This is a genomic window from Microcystis sp. M20BS1 (genome assembly GCF_020245305.1).
Classification (GTDB): Bacteria; Cyanobacteriota; Cyanobacteriia; order Cyanobacteriales; family Microcystaceae; genus Microcystis; species Microcystis ichthyoblabe_A.
In genome coordinates this window covers 1-22268 of sequence record NZ_JADBUZ010000085.1, presented here as the reverse complement: position 1 = coordinate 22268, position 22268 = coordinate 1, and the positions used below count along the sequence as shown (strand labels likewise).

Sequence of the window (22268 nt, the reverse complement as noted above, 5' to 3'; positions counted from 1 at the left end):
CTTTACTTAGGGGTTAATTCAATTCAAGGCAACCAACTTAGTTGATGTGATCAAAGACGAAGAAGAAATCAGAGCAAAAAATGTTGAAATCGAATCATTGAACTAAGGGAAGTCATTATTCTGCAATTTCAATTTTTTGAGGGGAACCAATATCCTCAGACACAACCTCCGCCGACTCTATTTGCTGTTTGAGCTTCAGTTTCAGTCCTTGCGTAATCGGTAAACCTTCAACTTCTTTGATTAAGTCTTCCTGAGCTTCCTGTTTACGACGATCTTTATAGATAGCGGCAAGAACCGCTTCAATTCCATAGTTCGTCAAGGCATCTCCCACAACAGTGGTTAGGCCAAGCAGTCCTAATCCGCCGAGAACGCCAAGGGGACCCCCTAAAGCTGCCAAAGCGAAGGCAATGGGATAAGTGGTAGCTCCCGAGGTGGATACCGTGACCACGAGAATTACGCCTGGGAGTCCCAAAGAACCAATTCTCTTGGCTACTTCGTCCAAAGAAACCCCCCAGGATGCCAGTTTTTTGCTGATTTCACCCGGGGCAGCCTTTAGTTTTTTGCTGATTTCCTCCCAAGAAAATTCCGAAGCGGCAGCTTGTTCGTTAACATTCTGGGATGAAGATTCATCACCGGCAGCTTGTTCGTTAACTTCGTCCATGAGAAACTCCTAAAAATCAATCTTCTGGAGTCTAACATACTTTGACCGAGGGATAAACCTATTTAAAAAATCCTTGACAATTCGTAAATATTCTGATTGACTGGTAGCATTTGAAATGCCTAGACAGCAGACCAACGGCTGACAAAATTGACCAATTATCAATAGCGTTTGAGCTGGGTTTGCCCTGATTTCTCCTGCCACTACGCCACTCCCCATGTAACCTTCCATACCAATGTAAATGTTGAACAGCTTATTTATAGCCCGCATCCCCTCTCTAGACTCGTATCAGTCCAACGTGCTTACCGATGGATGTTTAACCTATTCTTGGCAAGATGTTGGGGAAATATTTGACAATTTGTCAAGCTTTTTCAGACAAGAAAAAATCGATCATTCAGACTGCTTGTCCCTGGAATGTGAAAATTCTCTTCCCAGTGCTTTAACTCTGTTATTTCTGTTAGAAAAGGGCTATAGTTTCTTTTTGCAGCCTCAGTCAAACTCGTCCCCTATTACTCCTGAATTTTGTCGCTATTGTCTCACTCCCAAACTAGAAAAAACTGACAATTTAGATCAGATTAGCAATTGGCTAAAAATTACCGAAAATCATCAATATAAAACTATTGATGACAAGGGTAAAAGGCTGTATATGAGGACTTCTGGGAGTACAGGAACACCAAAAATAGTGGTTCATTCTCAGAACAAATTGCTAGAAAATGTGCTTAACTGTGTGGAAAGATTGAGATTAAATTCAGAGGCGAGAGTAGCGATTCCAGTACCGATTTATCATCTCTATGGTTTAGGGGCTGCTTTTCTCCCTAGTGTGGCTGTTGGAGCCTCTATTGATTTACAGAAAGGTGCTAACCTTTTACGCTATCTTCAGAGAGAAAAAGACTTTAATCCTAATATTGCTTTTATGACTCCTAGCTTTTGTGAAACCTTAGTTAAAGGCAGAAAATCAGCCAGAGAGTATAAATTAACAGTGGTTGCGGGAGATCTGATCAAAGAAAACACTTTTATTAAATATGAAGAGAATTTCGGCCCCCTAGTTAAGTTATATGGCAGCACCGAAATGGGGGTAATTGCCGCAGGTAGTCCCCAAGAAGAATTATCCCTCCGTTGTCAAACGGTCGGTTTACCTATGCCAGGTGTCCGATTGCGTCTTAATAAATCTTTAAACTCGGAAATGTCAGAAGTTGGGGAAATTTGCTGTCAGCATCCCCTAGGTTTTGATGGTTATGTTGATCCGGCAGGAGTGCCGCTGATGTCAACAAATTCCGATGATTGGTTCCCTACTAAAGATTTAGGTAAGCTACATTTAGACGGTCATCTAGAAGTTTGGGGAAGATGCGATCGCAGTATTAACCGGGATGGTCTATTGGTCTTGTTTTCTGACATCGAGAAAAATATGGAAACCTTAGGGGAAATTGAAGCGGTTGCGGTTCAATGCCATGGAGAGAGTCAAAGAGGCAAAGGTATAGTCGCTTTTTGTGTCTTGACAAAAGGGAGTCATCTGTCTGAGAATGAAATCAGAGAATTGTGCTTTGATATACTACCGAAAAGAGCGATTCCAGACCGCATTGTCACTTTGAAAACCTTACCGATGTTACCCAACGGGAAGATCGACCATCAGCAATTAGTCAGTTTTTTACCCAAAGCTTAGAAAATGGCGACAAATATTTTAAATCAACTCAAGACAATTATTGCCGAACAACTGGATGTCAATCTCAAAATCGAGGAAATTGACGAAACCGCCTCCCTATTTGAAGACGGGTTAGGATTGGATTCCATCGCAGTAGTTGAATTAATTGCTTTGACCGAACAGCATTTCGAGGTTGAGTTTGCGGAATCGGATTTAAATCTAGAATCCTTTAGCAATCTTAACGTTTTAGCTAGTTGTATTGCCCAGAAAATACCGGCAAGTGAACAATTAACGGTCACAGCTTGATCTAGAGTTAATGCAACCTCAATAACAATATCTCAGTCAAAAACCATGACTTTAACCATCGAACTTCCGAAAACCCAAACGCCGCAACGTTTACCCTTAAATCCTAACTATCCCCCCTTTCGCCAGTGGAAAGCAGGGGTAATCGCCGAAAAACTAGAAGAACAGCCAGTCTGTCTCTATGTTCATATCCCCTTTTGTACTCAACGCTGTGCTTTTTGTTATTACAAAACCGTTGACCTAAAAGAGAGCCAAGTACAGGCCTATGTAGATACGCTTTGCCAAGAAATTAAACTCGTTTCCGAAAGATTCAATTTGAAAAACCGACGGATTCAGGCGGTTTATTTTGGCGGAGGAACTCCCACTACCTTAACCGGAAACCAGTTAGTCCAAGTTGTCGAGAATTTACGCGAAAATTTCTCCTACTTTGAAGAAAAGAAACAGTTTTCCGTAGAAGCAGAACCCTTGAGTGTTTCCCCATCAAAAATGAGGGTACTCAAAGAATTAGGGGTAAATCGCCTAAGTTTAGGTGTTCAATCTTTTAATGATCAAATCATCAAACTGAGTGGCAGAGGTCATGACGAAAAACAAGCTTATCGAGCGATCGATGTAGCTCAAAAAGCTGGCGAGGGGCAATGGTCAATTAATATTGACCTATTGAGTGGACTAGCCGGAGAAACTGTAGAAACTTGGCAAGAAAGCTTAGAATGCGCTCTGAAAACCGGAGTAGAAAGCATCACCGTTTATAAAATGGAAGCTTTTGCCAATACCCAAGTATTTGATCAAGGGGTTCGCCAAGAAATTATAGAATTGCCATCAGCAGAGCTAGAAATGCAGTTTATGCAGTTGGCCATGGAGCGCTTTGCCCAAGCAAATTATAATCCTTGGAGTCATTTTACCTATGTTAAAAATGACAGCGATTTGGCCACAAGTATCAAACAATATCGCAGTGAATACATTTTTAATATTTGGCACGGAATGGAGTTTTATGGTCTGGGAGTCTCTGCTTTTGGCTGTTTAGGGGATTCTCTGTTACAAAATACTAGCGATATGGAAAAATATGCGACCCTTCTGGCCCAAGGAGAACTACCCTTATCTCGCGGTTATAAGCTGACTAGCTTGGACCAGATGGTGCGGGAAGTTTTACTAGGAATCAAGACATTACGTTTTGATTTAATTGCATTTCAGCAAAGACATGGGTTTAAATTACAATCCCTTTGCGCGGAAACTTTGTCCACACTTGAAAGAGATGGTTTTGTCACCGTATCTACCCAAGAAATTGAATTAACCGCTAAGGGGATTCTTTATGGGGACTATGTGGGCGAAACTTTAGCAGCATCTCTCAAAAAACTCAAAAGTTAGTAAGTAGGTGGGTGTTAAAAATTGTCAGTTTCCCCCCTGAGTAAGGGGGGTCAGAACTCCTTACTCAGTTAAAATCTAGAAACTGGATAATCGCTAACTAATAATTGTTCATTGTTGAAAATGACCCAGATGAGATGTGCAGAACAAACAGTTTAGCTCAGGTCCCACTTAACGATTTACCCGTGCTTACTGCTACGGAAATTGAGGAGCAAGTAGCCGCTATTTATGGTCTTCTCGAAAATTGCTCGCTTCCCCAGGGACAACTAGAGCAACTGACCGAAAAACTGGCAGAATTTCAAAGCCAATGGCAAGCGGTTTTTGCCAAATTTGGACAGAACTATCGAGGAGAATTAGCCTATCGAGATTTAATCGGGGAATTTAGCCGAAAAATTGCACCATTATTACAAAAATGGCTATCTTCATCGGTGGCAATCCAAGAAATAATTAATCCTATTACTTCCATGCTTTCAACCCTATCGCCTTCCCCACCCCTGAGGGGAAAAGATGGCGAGATGCTTTCTCTGATGCAGAGAAAGCGTTTGTTAATTGTCAAAAAAAAGCACCAATCTCAGCTAGAAGTAGAAGATAAAAACCTCTCAATCCCAGAGTTTGAAAAGCCGATTTTTATTGTTTCTGCACCCAGAGCAGGAAGTAGTTTATTGTTTGAAACCCTGGCTAAATTCCCCGATTTATGGACGATTGGAGATGAAAGTCACGAAATTATCGAAGGAATACCCGCTTTACATCCAGCTGCACGCAATTTTAGCTCTAACCGCTTGGATGAAGGCGATGCTACCCCAGAAATTAGCGCAACTCTAAGAAAAGGTTTTACCCAACAATTACAAAATCGGGAGGAGGTAAAATATTTAAACATTGCTGAAAATGAGCGTCCTAACAAAATTCGTTTTTTAGAAAAAACGCCCAAAAACGCCCTAAGAGTTCCTTTCCTAATGGCTTTATTTCCCGATGCTCTCTTTATCTATCTTTATCGAGATGCTAGGGAAAATATTAGTAGTTTATTAGAAGGATGGCGATCGCAACGTTTTATTAGCTATCAACCCTTACCCGGTTGGGAGCATAGTCAGTGGAGTTTTCTGCTCGTACCCGGTTGGTCATCTCTCCAGGAATCTTCTCTGGTAGAAATTGCCGCCTATCAGTGGAAAATGGCTAATTCCTACCTAATAGAAGACCTTCAGTCCCTCAACCCTTCCTGTTGGTGTTCGGTCAATTATCGCGATTTAATTGAACATCCCGGGCAAACCATTAATCATATTGCCCAATTTGCCCAACTGCATCAAGACAAACAAATCGAGCAAATTCTCTCTCAACCCTTACCCATCGCTCAAAGAACCCTATCTGCTCCTAGACAAGAAAAATGGCGCAAACATGAACGGGAATTGGCCACAGTGTTACCAGACTTAGAAAACATAATTGATTTTTTGCAGTATCTTAAGTAGGTAGGTATTGAAAACTTTCAGATGCCCCCCTTATTAAGGGGGGACTAAGGGAGGATCGGCACCCCCCTTATTAAGGGAGGACTAAGGGGGGATCGAACCTAAAATCCATTTTTAATTTAATTATAACCAGCTACTTAAATCATGATTGAAGTACAATTACAGCCAATTGAGGAGAATTTTAGGGCAGAAAATTATTCTTATTCCACCACAATTCATCAATTATTTGAAACCCAGGTGGAGAAGACCCCTAATCAGATTGCGGTAAGTTTTGAAGATTGCTGCTTAACCTATAGGCAGTTGAATGACCGCGCTAACCAAATCGCCCATTATTTAATTGAATTAGGAGTAAAACCAGAACAATTAATAGGAATCTGTGTTGAGCGTTCCCTAGAAATGATCATCGGGGTTTTAGGTGTTCTCAAAGCGGGAGGGGGTTATGTACCCCTTGATCCTGCTTACCCCCAAGAACGGCTAAAATTCATCCTAGAAGATGCCGATATATCTATCTTATTGACACAGGAAAAACCCCTTATAAATCTACCCCTTGAGCAGATAAAAGTAATTTTTTTAAATAAAGAACAGTCCCTAGTTCAACAAAGTCAAGAAAACCCTAAAACTGCTGTAAGCTCCGACAACTTAGCCTACATTCTCTATACTTCCGGCTCCACTGGCCTACCCAAGGGTGTTTTAATTACTCATAAAGGAGTAGTTAATTTAGTTCAAACAGAAATTAAACTATTTAACTTAAATCCCTCAAGTCGTGTTCTGCAATTTGCTTCCTTAAATTTTGATGCTTCCGTTTCGGAAATCTTCACCGCTATTTGTTCGGGGTCGCAACTTTGTCTAGGAAATTCTAACTCCTTACTTCCGGGGGATAACTTGCTTAATTTTCTGCAAAAAAAAGCTATTACCCATGCACAAATTCCCCCATCAGTATTAGCCGTCCTCCCTCAAGCACCCTTAAAACACCTACAGGTATTAATTGTCGGCGGAGAAGCTTGTCCCCCTGCCTTGATGGCTCAGTGGTCAGTGGGAAGACGCTTTTTTAATGCCTATGGCCCCACCGAGGCCACCGTTGATGCCACCATAGCAGAATGTAGCCCTGATAGTCCCTTAACTATCGGTCGTCCTCTTGCCAATACTCAAGCTTATATCCTTGATGAGTCTCTCAAAAAAGTTGCTGTGGGGGTTGCGGGAGAATTACATATTGGGGGAGTAGGTTTAGCTAGGGGATATCTCAATCGTCCCGAATTAACTGCGGCAAAATTTATTCCCCATCCTTTTGATAATAATCCATCGGCGAGGTTATACAAAACCGGCGATTTAGCCCGTTATCTTCCCGATGGTAATATTGAATGGTTAGGGCGTATAGACTTTCAAGTTAAAATTCGCGGTTTAAGAATTGAATTAGGGGAAATTGAAGGCATCTTAAACGAAAATACCGCCATTCACCAAGCGGTAGTCATTGTCCGTCAAGAGCAGTTAAATGATCCTCAATTAATCGCTTATGCTGTTATTAATCCCACCGTTAAAGTCGAGCAAGTCCTCGCTCAATGGCGCGACTATCTCAAAGAAAAGTTACCCCATTATATGATTCCCCGGGCATTAGTAATTTTAGAAAAGATGCCTTTGACCCCCAATGATAAAGTTGACCGTGTAGCTTTAGCTAAATTGCCTCTAAATTATGACACTTCTCGTCTGGTTACACCGCCACGAAACCCAGAGGAAGAACTATTAACCGCAATTTGGGCGGAGGTTTTGGAATTAGAAAAAGTAGGAATTGATGAGAACTTTTTTGAATTGGGGGGACATTCCCTCAAAGTTATTGCCCTCTGTAAGAGGCTAGAGTCTTATTTTGAAAAAAAGTTTGCTGTAGAAACTATTCTTGATGCCGCAACGGTGGCTGAATTTGCCGAATATTTACGGAAAAATCATCCAGAACTAATCGAAAAAATTGACAAGATAAAATTTAATGAGGTAATCAATCCCTTAATCATAGACGAGGATTTTATTGCCGATTCTTCCCTGGAGATTGATTCCTTATCTGGCTGTCCTTATTTTCCCTTATCTTTGACTCAACAGAAAAGATGGGCCTATGAAAAATCTAATACAGTCGTCCATTTTTCGGGTAATTTTCGACGACACTACCTTAAAGGAGACCTCAATTTAGCCGCTTTAACAGCCAGCTTGAATGAGATTATCTATCGCCATCAAATATTGCGCGTCACCTTTCGAGAAGTCAACGGTTCCCCCGTTCAGTTAATTAACCCCTACACCGAAAAAACCCTACCCATAATTGATTTACAATCCTGGCCAGAGAACAGGAAAAATGAGGAATTAGCAAGATTATTACAAGAGATTATTCATCAACCCTTTGACTTGATTAATGGACCTTTAATCAGACTGATATTAATTCGTTTGGATGAGAAAGATCACATTCTCCTCACTCACATCCATGATATTATTATAGACAATTCATCCTTGACGCTCTTTTTTAAAGAATTGGAGCTACTTTATCAGGCTTTTGTCTTAGGTGATTCCTCCCCTTTACCTCCCTTACCTATCCAGTATGTTGATTATGTTCAATGGCAACTAAAATCCTTTAGTTCTCAACTAATTGAGCCGAAAATTAACCACTATAAACGTATTTTAGAAGCGGGAGAGTCACCAACCTTAAAAATTCCCCCACACCTGATTTCGCCGTCTAAATCTAGTGATAAATTATCCGATTCATCGGTTTCAAGTCTAGGGACTAATTTTGATTTTGAAATTCCTAGGGATTTCACAGAGAAATTAAACATTCTCTGTCAAGAGCAAAGAATCACTTTATTTATGACTGCACTAACAGCCTTTGCTGTTTTACTCTATAGCTATAGTGGCTGTGAAGATATTATCATCCGCGCTCCCCGTGACGCTCGTAATCATCCACACCTGAAGCCTCTAATCGGTTTAATTAGTAATATAATGTTGCTCCGAGTTAATTTAAGTGGTAATCCTACTGTTAAAGAGTTACTAACGCAAGTGAGAAGGGTAGTATTAGAAGCTTTAGAGTATCAAGATGTTCCCTTTGAGCATTTAGCCAAAGTCATCAAACCAGAATATCGCCTTGATAATTCTAGTTTTAAAGCAGTTATTACGGTTTTGTCAGAGTCCCCCGAAGAAGAATTGAAACTACCTGGGTTAGAGGTGACATCTTGGGAAATGGAAGAGTTTGAAGTTAGGCCCGACTTAGAGTTAATACTCTGGGAAAATAAAACTTCCCCAAAACCCTCTCTTAAGGGTTGGTGGCAATATAAAAAAGATTATTTTGAGCTTGATTCAATGACTCAAATTAACCGAGATTTCATGCAGATATGGTCGGAAATTGTTACGAATCCTCATCAGCCAGTTACTATCTTCCAAAATCTTAAAAATGTATAGCAAGAATTGAAGATTTTTCCTATAAATTATGGTCTAGAATAGGGGGAAAATAGCCAACTTTCTGAAAGTAAGAAAAATATAAACTGAGCAATTTTTCATCAATAACGGGACAGGAGATAGATAGCTCTGTTAATTCTATCAATGTTCGAGTTGCGTCAAATTCTAGCTTATCAGGGGAAAATAGTTTTGACAGTTTCAAAAGCAGTAATAAAGATGAATATAGTGTATTCTTGGGAGACTGGGACAATTGATATTTTAATTCGGCATAAAAATTATCATAATCAACTTTTTCTAAGGAATAGCCTAAAAGTTGAAGAGAATTAAAGAAAGTTTCCCAGGAAATTAGCTGAGAATTAATTAAATGAAATACTTTGCCAGCATGGTTTTTTTGCTGGGATAAACCGACAATTGCCCCACTGACATAATCGACGGGAACGATATCTATTTGTGTGTTTAAAGCGGGGAATTTTTTTAATTGAATACAACCCTTTAGCAAAATACATAGGAAATCTTGGAAATTACCGTTAATCCCCGTTTTACTATTCCCGATAATTCTTGAAGGACGATAAATACAAGCAGGTAATCCTCTTTTTTGTGCGACCATCATTAATTGTTCTGCCACCCATTTACTTTGGCGATAACCTCCTTGCAGATTAACAAAATTAGGGCTATCCATTTCAGTGATTCTGCCAATTTCCTCCTGATTATCACCGAGAAAAACCCCAAGAGTCGAGACAAAATGAACGGGTTTAGTTTGCTCCCTACTAGCTAACCTTAGCACTTCCTGCGTCCCCAAGACATTTACCGGTTTTAAGGTGGAGTAGGGACGAGCAGAGTTAACCCAAGCTCCATTGTGATAAATAATATCAATTATTGCCGCTAATTCATTAAATGCTAGTTGAGAAAGACCGAATAAAGGTTTCCCTAAATCTCCAACAATAGGAATAATACGAGAATTAAAACCATCTTGCCAAAGAGAATAAAACTCTAAGTTTTTTTGAAGACGATTTTTACCCTCTTCTATATTAGAACAGCGAACTAAACAATAAATATCTGCGCTGGTTTTCTGGAGAAGTTCTTCGAGTAAATAAGCACCAAGAAAACCAGTTGCTCCTGTCAATAAGATAGCTTTTGGCTCTAGTACATTCTTGGAAAGCGATTGCTCAAATTGAATCGAGGAATCCAAATTTACTTCCGCTTTCAGGTCTAACTGTTGAGTCACAGGTTTAGTCATGTGTTTTTTTAAATCCCTTCTAGAGCAACCTGATGAATAAGTTCGGCATCGGAGAGATAGGGAAATCTTTGCCAAAAACGAGACCATGTTACTAAATATATCTCTTGTTCTTCTTGAGGAAATCGCTTAAGTTTCTCCTCAAATAGATTTTTATAACGGTCTATTTCTGCTTTTAAATAATGATGCGCTTCCTCTCCATAGAATTTTTGAAACATCCAGTAGGTATTGTAACTACCTGCTGCTATATCATTTTTGTAGGAACGAAGATCATCATTAAATTCTAGTAAAACTTCTAGAGGTGACATCAGATCAAAAATTTCACTTCTGTAGGGTTTACCTGAAATCTGAACTAAAGCAGAATGTAGAATTCTCAAATCAGAAGACCTTAGTTCAGAGGCAAGAAGTAAGTCCTCATAAGTTATTTTTTCAGAAGCAATTAGCTGACCTTCTAATTCAATATATTTACCTAAGTTGTCTGCTTGTGCTAAAATTGCGGAGCCTTCTACACCAAGTTCATGCAACAGAGATTCAATAATTTTTTTTCTGGCATCCCAGGGAGAAACTTGAGTTAATAGTGAGCCATCTTTTTGATTACTCTCTTCTAGTTCTACATCGGTTTCGTAGATCAGATATTCAATAAATGCTAAGAGGGGATAAAATTCAAAAAATTGATCATCATAAATATTATAAATTGGACAATATATTTTGAAAAACGGCTTTAAAACTGAAGTAGCTTTATAGATACTATAATAGGAAATATAAGGAATTTGACTAACGTTTTTTTTTCTTTCAATCATACCAGGGGACATTGGCAGGTTCATTTTAGTTTCTCCTTTTTGATTTTTTATACAAATAAGTTTCTGCGGTCAAATAATCAGGTTTAAACACCTTCTAAAACAGCTTGACGAAGAAGTTCAGCACTAGAGAAATAGGGAAATACATTTTGCCATAAACGAGACCATTTTGCTGAATAAACTTCTTGTTCTTGTTCAGATAATCGTTTAAGAGTTGCTTCAAATAGATTACTGTAACGGTCTATTTCTGCCTTTAAATAATGGTGTGCTTCCTCTCCATACAATTTCTGAAACATCCAGTAGGTGTTATAGTTACCAGCTGCTCTATCCTCTTGATAGGAACGAAAATCATCATGAAATTCTAGCAAAATGTTGATCGGTGACATAAGCTCAAAAACTTCAGTTTTGTAAGGTTTACCTAGTATTGAAATTAAAGTAAAGTAAAGCATATTAATATCGGAAGACTGCAATTCAGAAGCACGAATCACCTCTTGATGAGTTATTGTTTCAGAAGTCACTAACTGACTGCCAAGGTGAAAAAATTCTCCTAAGTTCTCCATAGCATTTAGGATAGTAGGATGTTCTAAGTTAAATTCCTTTAAAAAAGATTGAATAATTTTCTTTCTAGCATCCCATGATAAGTTATTCTGTTGATTGCTTCCTAGATCAATATTGACTTCGTGGATTAAAGATTCAATCAATGCTAAAACTGGATAACATAAAAGAAACTCATCAAGAGAAACGTCATCAATCATATTATATTGCTTAAAAATAGATTTAAACATAAAAGCAGTTTTGTATAGACTATGATAAGAGATGTAACGGGTTTGACTGCTTGGTTGTTTGCTTTTAAGACTCTCATACAAAATCTCTAAGTCCTGTAGATTCATTTTTGATGCTCCTAATTTTGAATTTTCCCATGAATAGTGATACAGATTTTAATAATAGCAGGCTATGGGATGGCTAATTATTCATTATTTTCGACCCCTTCCAGAGCTACTTGACGAATAAGTTCAGCACTAGAGAGATAAGAATATCTTTTCCAGAAACGAGACCATTTTTTTGTATATCTTTCTTGTTCTTCTTCAGGAAATAGATTGAGTTTCTCTTCAAATAAATTTTTATAACGGTCTATTTCTGCTTTTAAATAATGGTGTGCTTCTTCTCCATACAATTTTTGAAACATCCAGTAAGTATTGTAATTACCTGCTGCCACATCCCTTTTATAGGAACAAAAATCATCCTGAAATTCACTCAAGATTTCTGTCGGTGAGAGAATTTCAAAAATTTCCGCTCTGTAGGATTTACCTGACATCTGAACTAGAATAGTGTGGATAATCCTCAAATCAGATGAACGCAATTCGGAAGCACGAATTACATCCTCTAATGTTATTTTTTCAGAAGCTACTAGCTGACTTTCTAATTCAAAATACTCACCTAAGTTTTCTATTTGCTCTAAAATTGTATGGTGTTCTAAATTAAATTCTTTTAAAAAAGATTGAATAATTATCTTTCTATTGTCCCAGGGAGCAAGGTGAGGTGATAGATTGCTATTCTTTTGATTATTTTCTGTTTCTATATCAGTTTCATAGACAGAAGATTCAATAAGTGCTAAAAGTGGAGAAAGTCCCAAAAACTCATCATCAGAAATATTATAAATCGGACAATATAGCCTTAAAGAAACGTGGATTACAGAAATAGCTTTGAATAGACTATGATAGGAAATGTAAGGGATTCGACTAATAGTTTGTTTGCTTTTAAGCCGCTCAATGGATATCAATGGGATCATTTGGGGTTCTCCTTGTTTTGATTTTTTATACAAATAAGTTTCTGCGGTCAAATAATCAGGTTTAAACCCCTTCTAAAACAGCTTGACGAAGAAGTTCAGCACTAGAGAAATAGGGAAATACATTTTGCCATAAACGAGACCATTTTGCTGAATAAACTTCTTGTTCTTGTTCAGATAATCGTTTCAGGGTTGCTTCAAATAGCTTACTGTAACGGTCTATTTCTGCTTTTAAATAATGGTGTGCTTCCTCTCCATACAATTTCTGAAACATCCAGTAGGTATTATAATTACCAGCTGCCCTATCCTCTTGATAGGAACGAAAATCATCATGAAATTCTAGCAGAATATGTATAGGTGACATAATCTCAAAAATTTCATCTCTATAAGGTTTACCTGACATAGCAATCAAGGTACAGTGGAGAATTAACTCGTCAGAAGACCGCAATTCAGAAGCACGAATTACGTCTTCTAATGTGATCTTTTCAGAGGTTAATAGCTTACTTTCCAATTGGATATATTTCCCTAAATTATCCATTTGATTTAAAATACTAGGATCTTCTAAATCAAATTCTTTTAAAAGAGATCGAATGATGATTTTTTTAGAATCCCACAGAGAACACTGACTTGATGGGTTGCTATCCTTTTGATTGCTTTCCATCTCCGCATCAGTTTCATAGACAAGGTATTCAATAAATGCTAAAAGGGGATAATATTCAAAAAACTCATCTAGTGAAATATGATAAATCGGGCAATAATGCTTGAATATGAATTTGAGAATGGGAGTAGCTTTGTATATACTACGATAGGAAATATAATGATTGCGACTGATGGGGTGTTTGCTTTTAAATCTCTCAAGATTTGCTTGTAAGTCCATTTTTGTGTTTCCTTATTTTAAGTCGTGGAAGGATCGTACCATATCTAGGAAAATAATCACCAATAAACTGGGAATTTATCAGACTAATCCTAGGTATAACTCAAGACATTTCATAACCCGCCTCTTGACATAATGGTTGACAATAGGTGTTTAATTTTTCGATATCTGCCGGCTCTATTGAGTCTTTCCATCCGTCTATTTTACCCATTCTAAATGTTCTAGCAGAAGGGTTATAAATCTCCCCCAACTGAGAAGCAATAGTTTCACTAAAAGGAATATCCAAATGGTGGCAAATTTTTTCCATCGTCTCCCTTTGTTTTTCCGACTTGCCACCTCCCTGTTCTCCCACCAGATCCTCAAAACGGATAAATAAACAATTTTGCTCTTGAGACCAAGCTAACATAGAACGGAACACTTCAGCAAAATTTCTGATTTCTACTCCCGCTTTTGCCCCATAGCCTCCCACTAAAATAAAATCTAATCTTTGGCTAGGAGACATGGACTTAAAATCCTCTTCTAGAAAGTGTCTTGCTGGCATTTTTCCCGTATCTAAAACAAAGGGAATTGAGGAAGCTATAACAGCACGAGGATCACGAATAATGAAGATATGCTGATAATTCAATTCCTGAAGAATTGGGGTTAACAGAGGTGTCCAAGGAATATGACCTAAAATGTATTGCTTTTGGGCAATCAGAGTTAACCAATGTCGAACAATCGCCAAATCTACATAGTAGGGGGTTAAGGCCCCTATGCTAATCTGTTGTTGGCTAAATTGAGTTTGATGCTCGATTCTTTTTTTAACTTCTCGATAGTTAAAAAATAGAGGCACTTCTTGAATTTCTTGATCCTCAAAATGCTCTCTATAGCCCAGAATTTCAACGGACTTAGCCAACAAATGAGTGCCACTTTTAGGCAAAGAATTAATTAGTAATCGCTTGGCGGGTAACTCGGTATAGGACATCGCTTTTGAGTTAAAGGTATTGATCATTGTTCGTGGCTTTAAAACATTCCTATGGGGGGAACATATTCCGAATCAATTCGCACATCTAAGACGGTAGGTTTGCCATCCCGATAAATTGCCTCATAATCTAATCCCTGCAAGTCTTGACTATTACGAATAATATAACCATTCGCTCCCATTCCTCGAGCAATTTGACTAAAATCTACTGACGGTAAAGCAAACTCTAGGGGTTCTACTCCCGTTTGAAGATGTCGGTGTTTAACCATACCAAAAGATTGATCATTAAGAATGATAAAAATAATCGGTAATTTTTCAGCAACAGCAACAGCAAGTTCGTTGCCGTGCATTAGGAAACATCCATCACCCGTCAGACAAACAACCGGGGTATTTTTTGCCCCCATAGCTGTTCCAATCGCACTGCCAATTCCCCAACCCATGGGGGCAGTGGCCACAGCTAAACGGAAATTTTCCGGACGGGGTGGGAAGAAATAGTGAATTGTCCAAGCTAACCAATTACCTACATCCACTAAATAGCGGGTTTCTGGAGGCAAATGTTGTAGGAGTTCACCGATTAATTGCTGGGGTTTAACGGGGGAATTATCCTCTGAAAGTCGATAGCTATCCGGTTGTTTAACGGTAATTTGAGCGGGTTGATAAGGCGGGGAAATTTCAGGGAATAAGCTCGCTGATAACTCTGGTTTTAATTGTCCCCTTTGCCGAGTTTTCTGTAATCTTTTTAGTAATTCTGCCAAGGTGGTTTTGATTGTACCTTGAATGTGTAAACTGGCCATCGGAGAACTTTTAAAATAGTCCCTTGCGTGATGAATATGAACTATTTTTTTAGTTAACAATGCCTGATCCCAAGCCGAGGTTTCCCATTGCCCTAAGTTCATCCCAGCCGCTAAAATTAAAGCAACAGAATCATCGGTTAAAGCTTGACGAGCCGTTTGATGTCCAGCGAAACCAAAGACACCTTTTACTAAAGGATGATAAGGATTAACACAGGTTTTACCACCTTGAGTTGTGACAATAGAAGCGTTAATTAATTCGGCTAATGCCATAATTTCTGGGGTGGCTTCCCTACAATCTTGACCAACCCAGATGGCGATGGTTTGACCTTGGTCTAAGATATTGTTTATGGTACTATCAAGCTCATCTAAGGCTTTTAAATCAACTAATGCAGCAGCTTGAGTCGTTACCTGGGGATAAGCAAGGGATGAGGGAGACTCAACCCGGAAAATATTCACAGGAATACTAAGATGAGCCGGTCCAAAAGGTGAATGTAAAACTGTTGTTAATGCCGCTGCCAATTTTCTTTCTAATTGATTAGGGTGGGTAACGAGGGTATTATAACGGGTACAGTGCTTAAACATGGCCACTGTATCAATGGTATCAGGCGATGATTCTTGAAAGGCACTCCAGCTAAAATGAGGTAGGGCAGTTTGTGCGGTGATAACAAGTAGAGGTATCCCTTCAGCATAAGCTGAGGCTAATCCTGTAATGAAATTGGTGCTACCGGGTCCAGTTGTGCCGCAGCAAACCCCGATTTTTCCGGTTTCACGAGCATAACCATCAGCCATAAAAGCGGCGCCGGTTTCGTGACAAGTCAAAACGGCACGAACCCCCCCGCGTCTTTCGCTGCGTGCTAAGGCTTCGTAGAAGGCACTATTATGTCCTCCCGGGATGCCAAAAACGTATTCTACCCCTAATTGCTCTAAATAATCGACAATTAGGTCACTCATATTTCTTGGCTGGATTTGTTCTGGCTCTGTCAAGGTAATGGGAGAAGAGGCTTGTGAAATCATTAGATTTTGTCTTGTCAATGGACTATTGTTAGAATATCTCACATAGACGCTGCTTTTAAACCCCTGGGCAGAAAATTGGTTTAGCTAAATTTTTGTAAACTCTCAATAACCCCCGGCAGCTGTGAGGAAAAATTTTTCCGATGCAATTTGGGATTGATAACTATCAAATGTGTAGCCAAATAGGGCGATGTCATCCTGAAAGTGTTTTTCTACTAATTTTCTGGTTCTGTTGTTGTAATATTCTCGATAATCACGATGTTTTGACTTGTTTAAACAGGGCAGAGAAGCTTTAATATTTAGCCTTTGACAGACCAGATCAAAATCAGCTTCTAAAGTTTCATATCTACCAACAAAGTCAACTATTATTTTGCCTTCTAAGTCAGTAATAAGGTCTTTTTGTAGTTTAGTTGCTCCTTTGGGAAAGGGATTTTTGGTACTAATAACCCATTCCAAGTATTCTTCAAAACCGTCCAGAGATTTAACCAATTCATGTCTGACATGATCTTTCTCCTTAAGAATAAAATGATAATAGGATACCTGCCAATCCCAAGGATTTCTGACAAAAGAAAATTTATAAAAATTATTATATACTTCCTCTGACAGTTCTTTTTGCATATCTCTGGCTTTAGCGTGCCAAAGAGAGGATTCCCACATTTCATACAGGGGATTGATTTGCTCTCCTAACATTCTGGGAGGGCGATTAATTTTGAATTTTTCAGGTTGTTGTGCATAAGGTTCTAAGACTGCTTTAACGCTTGTCCCCGCAGCTTTCGTGACATGAAAAAAAATGAACTGATGACTGTAGGATATTAACATTGATCTGGCGGTGTGATAACAATAGCTCTGCCCGAGATCGGTAGGCGTATCAATTTTAGTATAAATTGAACTTGACAAAAGAGACAGTATCTAAAATGTCAGCTTGTCCATTCTGGCTGCCCTCTGGGAGATGCTCTACTACTGCTGATGCTCGTATTAAATTAAAAAAACTCTGGTTCTTCCGAACTTACACTGTAGAAAATTCCCCAAGCTCCCTCTCTGTACAGCAATGCTCTAAAGTTGATAAATATCAATCTAACAAAAACTCAAAGCCTTGCTGTACAAGCTTTACAAGCATGAGTTGTTAATAGTTTTGCATGACAGATTCGGTAGAGCCAAAACTCTATCCCTCAATTCAAACTTGACAGACTACTAGGGGTTAACCCGAAAATGCACAGAAATGGCTATTTCCCTAAGAACTGAGGATTTTCTACAAGTTCTGTGAACAGTAAGACTGATGTAAGTACCTAAGCAAAATTAATTACACATATCTAACCACCTCTTGCCTCCTGCCTCTTGCCCTTTGCCTATCTTCACTAGGAAATTAATTTTGCACGACTACTTAGAATGCTGCCAGGCATCTGATTGCTAGACAGCCGATTTGTATTCTTTTGCCTTACCATGGATTTTATATGACTGAAATCCCCACCAACCAATCCAACTTAGTGATTTTAGGAGTCTCATCAATGACGGAAACTACTGAAACGGCCATTCCCAATGATTTTCTCGGAATTAATCCCACAGAAATCAACAAAAAACTTGTCTCCTGGGGAATTTCTCTGGATGAAGTTGTTCAAAAACTTGCTTCTCTGGGACTCCCTGGCATTATTTTCATTATTGCTGTTGCCGCATCCGGTGGTACTGCCTATCCGATGATTTACGCACTTTTTGGGTTAGGCGGTCCGCTGGGACTAATTGGTGGACTTGGGGTCTTAGGCCTCTCTACCATTATTGGCGACATTGTGACGGGTTATGGCATTGAGGCACTGCTTAAAACGGTCTATCTCAAACGTCGTGAAACAGAAACTCAAGAATATCTCATCAATGAGGTGGAAGGTTTACCAATTTCTCAAGTTCTAAAACTTAACCTGAAAAAGGCTATTGAAGTAGAAATTACTGCCGAAGAACCCATTGCTCCCAAAGAAGTCGAAATTGCTGAAGAGTAGTTGTGACTTGACTAAGCACTTTCTCCCCCCGCTGCCCTCACCGGCAAATTGACGGCTCTTCTCGACTTTGTGTGATAATTTTTGCTTATGGAATCGTGAAATGCTTATCGGGTAACACTTTTAGGACTATTTTGTCGAAGAAACTATCAGTATAGACCTCGTTTCCACACAGAAACCAGAAGAGCCAATTGACTTTTTCAGCAAACCCTAAATACAACAAAAACCGCCATAAATCTTACTCCTGCTTGACTTATGGCGGCGGTTGTTTTCTGTGTGAATTACTGAAAGCAATCTTTAAATTAATTAACTATCTTCCCAGTCAGAAGGCCATTTCCAAGTCCAAACGGGAGCGGGTTCAGAATCGGGGGGGGAATCAGGAGTCGGAGCCTCGTCTTGGTCTACAGATAAAAAACGAGCAAAGAAGGGGATTGCTTTACTTTGTTCGCTATTGGGATAATTCATGGTCGTTCCTAGTTTTGAGTAGCAGCTTTTTCAATATAGCTGCGATTACCCTGTGATAGTAACATATATTGCCGTCTTACTCAAGTCAAATCCTCACCTTACCCGCACTCCCATCGGTGACACTTATAGCGGTATTCAGAGTCATCAGGTACGCCTGTTTCCTTCCCTGTTCTCCGCTCCCCATTCCTAATTCAAAAGCGATAACTTCTGTCCCTGACCAGACATGATAATATAGATTGATGGTTATAGGTTAATTGATAAAAACTTTTTTTACCATTAAATTGGGCTGTTAGTTGAACCTCTCAGGGAAATTTATCGGTATCTAAGGTAAAAGGTGCGGCTCCTTTTTTTTCTATCGCCTCAGCCACGCGGTCAATATCTAGCACCTTAACAGGAGTTGGGTAAGCCTTGCTATAACCCACTTCCCGCTCTACTAAGCCCAATCGTGTTAGACTAATGTAGTTTTTTGCCGAAAGAGTTAAGTGAGTTTAAAAATGGATAAAAATGAATGGATTAGTAGATTCGATGATTTAATTTGTAGTCCTTCGATTCGAGAGTTTTATGGTGAAAGAGAGTTTTTTAATGTCGGTTATTGGCTCTCCCATACCCAAGATCAACAGGAAGCATCCTCTACTCTGATGGAGAAACTTTTAGAATTTATTCCCAACAAACAGGGAACAATTCTTGACGTTGGCTGAGGTTTAGGAGCAACTACCCATTATTTTCTCAAATATTATCCATTGACAGCAATTGTGGGGATTAACATTTCTCCGACACAAATTGCCAGAAGTCTCTTGAATTTTCCCGAGGGTAAATTTCTGTTAATGGACGCGGTAGAGATGGATTTTGCCGATCATTCTTTTGAGCAAATTATTTGTGTAGAAGCGGCTTTTTATTTTAATACTAGACAGCAATTCCTCCGAGAAGCTTGGCGAGTATTAAAGCCGGGGGGAACCTTAATTCTCTCAGATCTGAGTTTTGCCACAACGGAACTTTTAGGGGATTGGACAGTTCCCCAAGCAAACACGGTCAAAGATAGGGCAGAGTATCAAAATCTTTATCAACAGGCAGGGTTTAAAGATGTTCAATTTGTCGAGGTGACGGAGGAGTGCTGGTTCAGACATTTTCGCCATCTTAAGTCTTGGTTAACAGAGGAATTGCAATCAGGAAAATTAGACGAAGAGATCTATAATTTAAACATTAAGCCTCTGGATAATTTGCTAAGTTCCTCGGTCATAACTTATTGGTTAGTTGCTGCTCAAAAACCAGTCAATATGCTGTAATAAGTAGGTAGATGTTAAAAATTGTCAGACACCCCTTTATTAAGGTAGCAGGGGGGATCGGCATCCCCCTTACCAAGGGGGGATTAAGGGGAGATCGAACCCAACATCTATCTTCGATTTAGTTGTCAGTTTTTCTTGAATTTTTGGAGACAAAAAAATGTTTGATTCCTTATCGGGTAAAAAAGTCGTTATTATTGGCGCAAGCTCCGGGATTGACCTAGCGATTGCTCAAAAATTGCTCTCCCTAGTGGCAAAAGTGGTGCTTTCCCATGCTTCTCAAGAGAAATTAGCTGCCGCCGTTGCCCTAATTTCCGGGGAGATTGAAGCTAAAACTGTTAATTTTTTACAAGAAGATTCTGTTAATACCTTTTTTGCAGAAATTGGCAACTTTGACCATTTAGTAGTCACCTCTCTGGGAGACAGAAATATGCCGCGAGCCTTATTAACTGAAATGACCACAGAAACGGCCCGGGGAGGTATGGAGAAATTCTGGGCAACCTTTTTAGCCGTGCGTAGCTCCCTGAAAACTTTGGCCAAGGACGGTTCTATTACCCTGACATCCAGCGTCACTATATTCAAATATTCCAAAATGGGCGGAATTTCCGTCATAGCCGCCGCTAATAGTGCTGTAGCCGTATTTGGACGCGCCCTCGCCCTAGAAATCGCTCCTATTCGCGTTAACGTTGTTGCCCCCGGATTAATAGAAGATACAAGTATCTGGAGCAGTCAAGGTGATTCAGAACGCTCGGACTTGAGCAAATGGGCGGTTTCTGCCCTACCTGTCGAACATTTAGGGCAACCCGAAGAAGTCGCCCTAGCAGTATTGAGTTTGATTATCAACCCCTATATGACAGGTGTGGTTTTACCTGTGGACGGTGGAGTTACTCTTTAAAAGAAATGGTGAAAAAAGACCGACAAATCCTCGAGAACAAAAAATCTGGTGTCAGAGCAGAGGCTCTTCTGGTTTCTGTGTGGAAACGAGGTCTATACTGATAGTTTCTTCGACAAAATAGTCCTAAAAGTGTTACCCGATAAGCATTTCACGATTCCATAAGCAAAAATTATCACACAAAGTCGAGAAGAGCCGAGCAGAAGAGCGAAAATAACAAAGTGAGCAGAAAAATGCAGGAAAATTAATAAGTACCCTATCCCTTATAGGGATATTTCTTAACAATTTTGTCAGTAAGCATTCTAACCCTTATCCTGACTTGATTTCAGTTTTTTCTTTGTCAGTAAGGGTGTCAACAAGGAATATTATAGATTGTTAACCGAGTCTTGAAAGCCCTGTGCTACAAAGGGTTAAAATGTTAAGAAAGATGTGACTAATGGATAAGACCGTATTCATAGTGATAGAGAGAGAAACGGTATATTAGAGAGATAATTTTTAATCTCTTCGGGTCTAATTCCCCGCCGCTCGCGGCGTATAATAGAAAAATGAGTGAATACATCCATAAGAGCCATAATGTAAGTGTTTTGCTATATCATTTAGTGTTCCCAGCCAAATATCGTAAAGCCGTTTTCGACGAACAGGTAGATAGCTTGTTGAAAGAAGTCTGTCTAGAGATGGAAAAACGATACGAGATCAAGTTTGTAGAAATTGGAGTGGATAAAGATCATGTGCATTTTCTGGTGCAATCAGTACCGACTTATAGTGTGACAAGGATCGTGACAATGATTAAAAGTATAACGGCGAGAGAAATTTTCAAAAAGTGTCCTCAAGTGAAAAAGCAGGGCTCTTCTGGTTTCTGTGTGGAAACGAGGTCTATACTGATAGTTTCTTCTGCAAAATAGTCTTAAAAGTCTTGTCCAGTAAGCATTTCACGATTCTATAAGCAAAACTTATCACACAAAGCCGAGAAGAGCCAAAGCAGTTGTGGGGAGGAGAGTTTTGGAGTGATGGATATTACGCAAGTACGGTAGGAAAGCATGGGGATGAAGGTATGATAGCGAGATATGTAAAAGAACAAGATAAAGAATACCTGCAGCTACACCAAAATCTACAATTGAGTCTATTTTGATTCTGATACCCCGTCCGCTTGCGGCGGGGTAGTTCATTTTTTTCACTACTACCGAATCACCACCTTAAAATAATTAAGTAGGTAGGTGTTAAAAGTTGTCAGACACCCCCCTTATCAAGCTATCCATTAGTCACATCTTTCTTAACATAAAATTTGACAAAAAGAGAAAAGTGTGCAAGATGGCTCAAGGGGGTTCTATGGGGGGACTAATTTGATGAGATAGTTTC

Annotated in this window: 17 protein-coding genes and 4 pseudogenes; 10 read left to right on the top strand and 11 right to left on the bottom strand. The window is 39.3% G+C overall.

Annotation, left to right across the window (positions count from 1 at the left end):
• Positions 1-115: 115 nt before the first annotated feature.
• Entirely contained in the window at positions 116-661 is a 546-nt protein-coding gene (locus tag IM507_RS08560; protein ID WP_287636890.1) for a hypothetical protein, read from the bottom strand.
• Positions 662-899: 238 nt separating this feature from the next.
• On the opposite strand from IM507_RS08560, the gene IM507_RS08555 reads away from it, so the two are divergent.
• The 5 genes from IM507_RS08555 (at position 900) to IM507_RS08535 (ending at position 8839) form a co-directional block, all read left to right on the top strand.
• Positions 900-2318 (top strand): AMP-binding protein, encoded by a 1419-nt coding sequence (locus IM507_RS08555; RefSeq protein ID WP_287636889.1) that lies wholly within the window; start codon positions 900-902, stop codon positions 2316-2318.
• 3 nt (positions 2319-2321) lie between these two features.
• On the top strand, positions 2322-2603 hold the full coding sequence (locus IM507_RS08550) for an acyl carrier protein (RefSeq protein ID WP_287636888.1): 282 nt from the start codon (positions 2322-2324) through the stop codon (positions 2601-2603).
• 45 nt (positions 2604-2648) lie between these two features.
• Positions 2649-3962 (top strand): coproporphyrinogen-III oxidase family protein, encoded by a 1314-nt coding sequence (locus IM507_RS08545; protein ID WP_002738346.1) that lies wholly within the window; start codon positions 2649-2651, stop codon positions 3960-3962.
• 182 nt (positions 3963-4144) lie between these two features.
• Complete coding sequence (locus IM507_RS08540; RefSeq protein WP_287636887.1) at positions 4145-5419, top strand: sulfotransferase family protein; 1275 nt, start codon at positions 4145-4147, stop codon at positions 5417-5419.
• Between the two features lie 141 nt (positions 5420-5560).
• Positions 5561-8839, top strand: a complete 3279-nt coding sequence (locus tag IM507_RS08535) for an amino acid adenylation domain-containing protein (protein ID WP_287636886.1) — start codon at positions 5561-5563, stop codon at positions 8837-8839.
• A gap of 19 nt (positions 8840-8858) precedes the next feature.
• Here the strand turns inward: IM507_RS08535 and IM507_RS08530 are convergent, their stop codons facing one another.
• The 8 genes from IM507_RS08530 to IM507_RS08495 form a co-directional block, all read right to left on the bottom strand.
• Positions 8859-10073, bottom strand: coding sequence for a thioester reductase domain-containing protein (locus IM507_RS08530; protein ID WP_287636885.1), 1215 nt, complete (start codon positions 10071-10073; stop codon positions 8859-8861).
• Positions 10074-10081: 8 nt separating this feature from the next.
• Positions 10082-10894 carry a hypothetical protein gene (locus IM507_RS08525; protein WP_287636884.1) on the bottom strand — a complete coding sequence of 271 codons (813 nt, stop codon included), beginning with the start codon at positions 10892-10894 and terminating at the stop codon, positions 10082-10084.
• Between the two features lie 59 nt (positions 10895-10953).
• Positions 10954-11757 (bottom strand): hypothetical protein, encoded by an 804-nt coding sequence (locus tag IM507_RS08520; RefSeq protein WP_287636883.1) that lies wholly within the window; start codon positions 11755-11757, stop codon positions 10954-10956.
• A 77-nt stretch (positions 11758-11834) separates the two neighbouring features.
• Positions 11835-12656 carry a hypothetical protein gene (locus tag IM507_RS08515; RefSeq protein WP_069474176.1) on the bottom strand — a complete coding sequence of 274 codons (822 nt, stop codon included), beginning with the start codon at positions 12654-12656 and terminating at the stop codon, positions 11835-11837.
• Between the two features lie 61 nt (positions 12657-12717).
• On the bottom strand, positions 12718-13530 hold the full coding sequence (locus tag IM507_RS08510) for a hypothetical protein (RefSeq protein WP_069474147.1): 813 nt from the start codon (positions 13528-13530) through the stop codon (positions 12718-12720).
• Between the two features lie 100 nt (positions 13531-13630).
• Positions 13631-14491 carry a sulfotransferase domain-containing protein gene (locus IM507_RS08505; protein ID WP_016515118.1) on the bottom strand — a complete coding sequence of 287 codons (861 nt, stop codon included), beginning with the start codon at positions 14489-14491 and terminating at the stop codon, positions 13631-13633.
• A 38-nt stretch (positions 14492-14529) separates the two neighbouring features.
• Positions 14530-16296 carry a thiamine pyrophosphate-binding protein gene (locus tag IM507_RS08500; RefSeq protein WP_016515119.1) on the bottom strand — a complete coding sequence of 589 codons (1767 nt, stop codon included), beginning with the start codon at positions 16294-16296 and terminating at the stop codon, positions 14530-14532.
• A 102-nt stretch (positions 16297-16398) separates the two neighbouring features.
• Complete coding sequence (locus tag IM507_RS08495; RefSeq protein WP_002738617.1) at positions 16399-17112, bottom strand: sulfotransferase family 2 domain-containing protein; 714 nt, start codon at positions 17110-17112, stop codon at positions 16399-16401.
• Positions 17113-17798: 686 nt separating this feature from the next.
• On the opposite strand from IM507_RS08495, the gene IM507_RS08490 reads away from it, so the two are divergent.
• A complete protein-coding gene (locus IM507_RS08490; RefSeq protein WP_002739088.1) occupies positions 17799-18278 on the top strand; it encodes a hypothetical protein in 480 nt (159 codons plus the stop codon).
• 303 nt (positions 18279-18581) lie between these two features.
• Here the strand turns inward: IM507_RS08490 and IM507_RS08485 are convergent, their stop codons facing one another.
• The gene (locus IM507_RS08485) at positions 18582-18740 is read right to left on the bottom strand and encodes a microviridin/marinostatin family tricyclic proteinase inhibitor (RefSeq protein WP_002739260.1); all 159 of its coding nucleotides are present in this window, start codon (positions 18738-18740) and stop codon (positions 18582-18584) included.
• Between the two features lie 230 nt (positions 18741-18970).
• Positions 18971-19162: pseudogene (locus IM507_RS23480) on the bottom strand (MvdC/MvdD family ATP grasp protein); the annotation flags it as partial.
• Between the two features lie 72 nt (positions 19163-19234).
• Between IM507_RS23480 and IM507_RS08475 the strand changes: the two are divergent.
• The 4 genes and pseudogenes from IM507_RS08475 to IM507_RS08460 all read left to right on the top strand — a co-directional run.
• Positions 19235-20023: pseudogene (locus IM507_RS08475) on the top strand (class I SAM-dependent methyltransferase).
• A 157-nt stretch (positions 20024-20180) separates the two neighbouring features.
• Positions 20181-20915, top strand: coding sequence for an SDR family oxidoreductase (locus IM507_RS08470; RefSeq protein ID WP_002738419.1), 735 nt, complete (start codon positions 20181-20183; stop codon positions 20913-20915).
• 542 nt (positions 20916-21457) lie between these two features.
• Positions 21458-21750, top strand: a pseudogene (gene tnpA, locus IM507_RS08465) (IS200/IS605 family transposase); the annotation flags it as partial.
• Positions 21751-21888: 138 nt separating this feature from the next.
• Positions 21889-22041: pseudogene (locus IM507_RS08460) on the top strand (transposase); the annotation flags it as partial.
• Positions 22042-22268: the final 227 nt, after the last annotated feature.

Bases quoted from the DNA above. Each gene is read 5' to 3' on its own strand.
- IM507_RS08560 (WP_287636890.1), bottom strand. From the start codon at position 661: ATGGACGAAGTTAACGAACAAGCTGCCGGTGATGAATCTTCATCCCAG.
- IM507_RS08555 (WP_287636889.1), top strand. From the start codon at position 900: ATGTTGAACAGCTTATTTATAGCCCGCATCCCCTCTCTAGACTCGTAT.
- IM507_RS08550 (WP_287636888.1), top strand. From the start codon at position 2,322: ATGGCGACAAATATTTTAAATCAACTCAAGACAATTATTGCCGAACAA.
- IM507_RS08545 (WP_002738346.1), top strand. From the start codon at position 2,649: ATGACTTTAACCATCGAACTTCCGAAAACCCAAACGCCGCAACGTTTA.
- IM507_RS08535 (WP_287636886.1), top strand. From the start codon at position 5,561: ATGATTGAAGTACAATTACAGCCAATTGAGGAGAATTTTAGGGCAGAA.
- IM507_RS08530 (WP_287636885.1), bottom strand. From the start codon at position 10,073: ATGACTAAACCTGTGACTCAACAGTTAGACCTGAAAGCGGAAGTAAAT.
- IM507_RS08525 (WP_287636884.1), bottom strand. From the start codon at position 10,894: ATGAACCTGCCAATGTCCCCTGGTATGATTGAAAGAAAAAAAAACGTT.
- IM507_RS08520 (WP_287636883.1), bottom strand. From the start codon at position 11,757: ATGAATCTACAGGACTTAGAGATTTTGTATGAGAGTCTTAAAAGCAAA.
- IM507_RS08515 (WP_069474176.1), bottom strand. From the start codon at position 12,656: ATGATCCCATTGATATCCATTGAGCGGCTTAAAAGCAAACAAACTATT.
- IM507_RS08510 (WP_069474147.1), bottom strand. From the start codon at position 13,530: ATGGACTTACAAGCAAATCTTGAGAGATTTAAAAGCAAACACCCCATC.
- IM507_RS08505 (WP_016515118.1), bottom strand. From the start codon at position 14,491: ATGTCCTATACCGAGTTACCCGCCAAGCGATTACTAATTAATTCTTTG.
- IM507_RS08500 (WP_016515119.1), bottom strand. From the start codon at position 16,296: ATGATTTCACAAGCCTCTTCTCCCATTACCTTGACAGAGCCAGAACAA.
- IM507_RS08495 (WP_002738617.1), bottom strand. From the start codon at position 17,112: ATGTTAATATCCTACAGTCATCAGTTCATTTTTTTTCATGTCACGAAA.
- IM507_RS08490 (WP_002739088.1), top strand. From the start codon at position 17,799: ATGACGGAAACTACTGAAACGGCCATTCCCAATGATTTTCTCGGAATT.
- IM507_RS08485 (WP_002739260.1), bottom strand. From the start codon at position 18,740: ATGAATTATCCCAATAGCGAACAAAGTAAAGCAATCCCCTTCTTTGCT.
- IM507_RS08470 (WP_002738419.1), top strand. From the start codon at position 20,181: ATGTTTGATTCCTTATCGGGTAAAAAAGTCGTTATTATTGGCGCAAGC.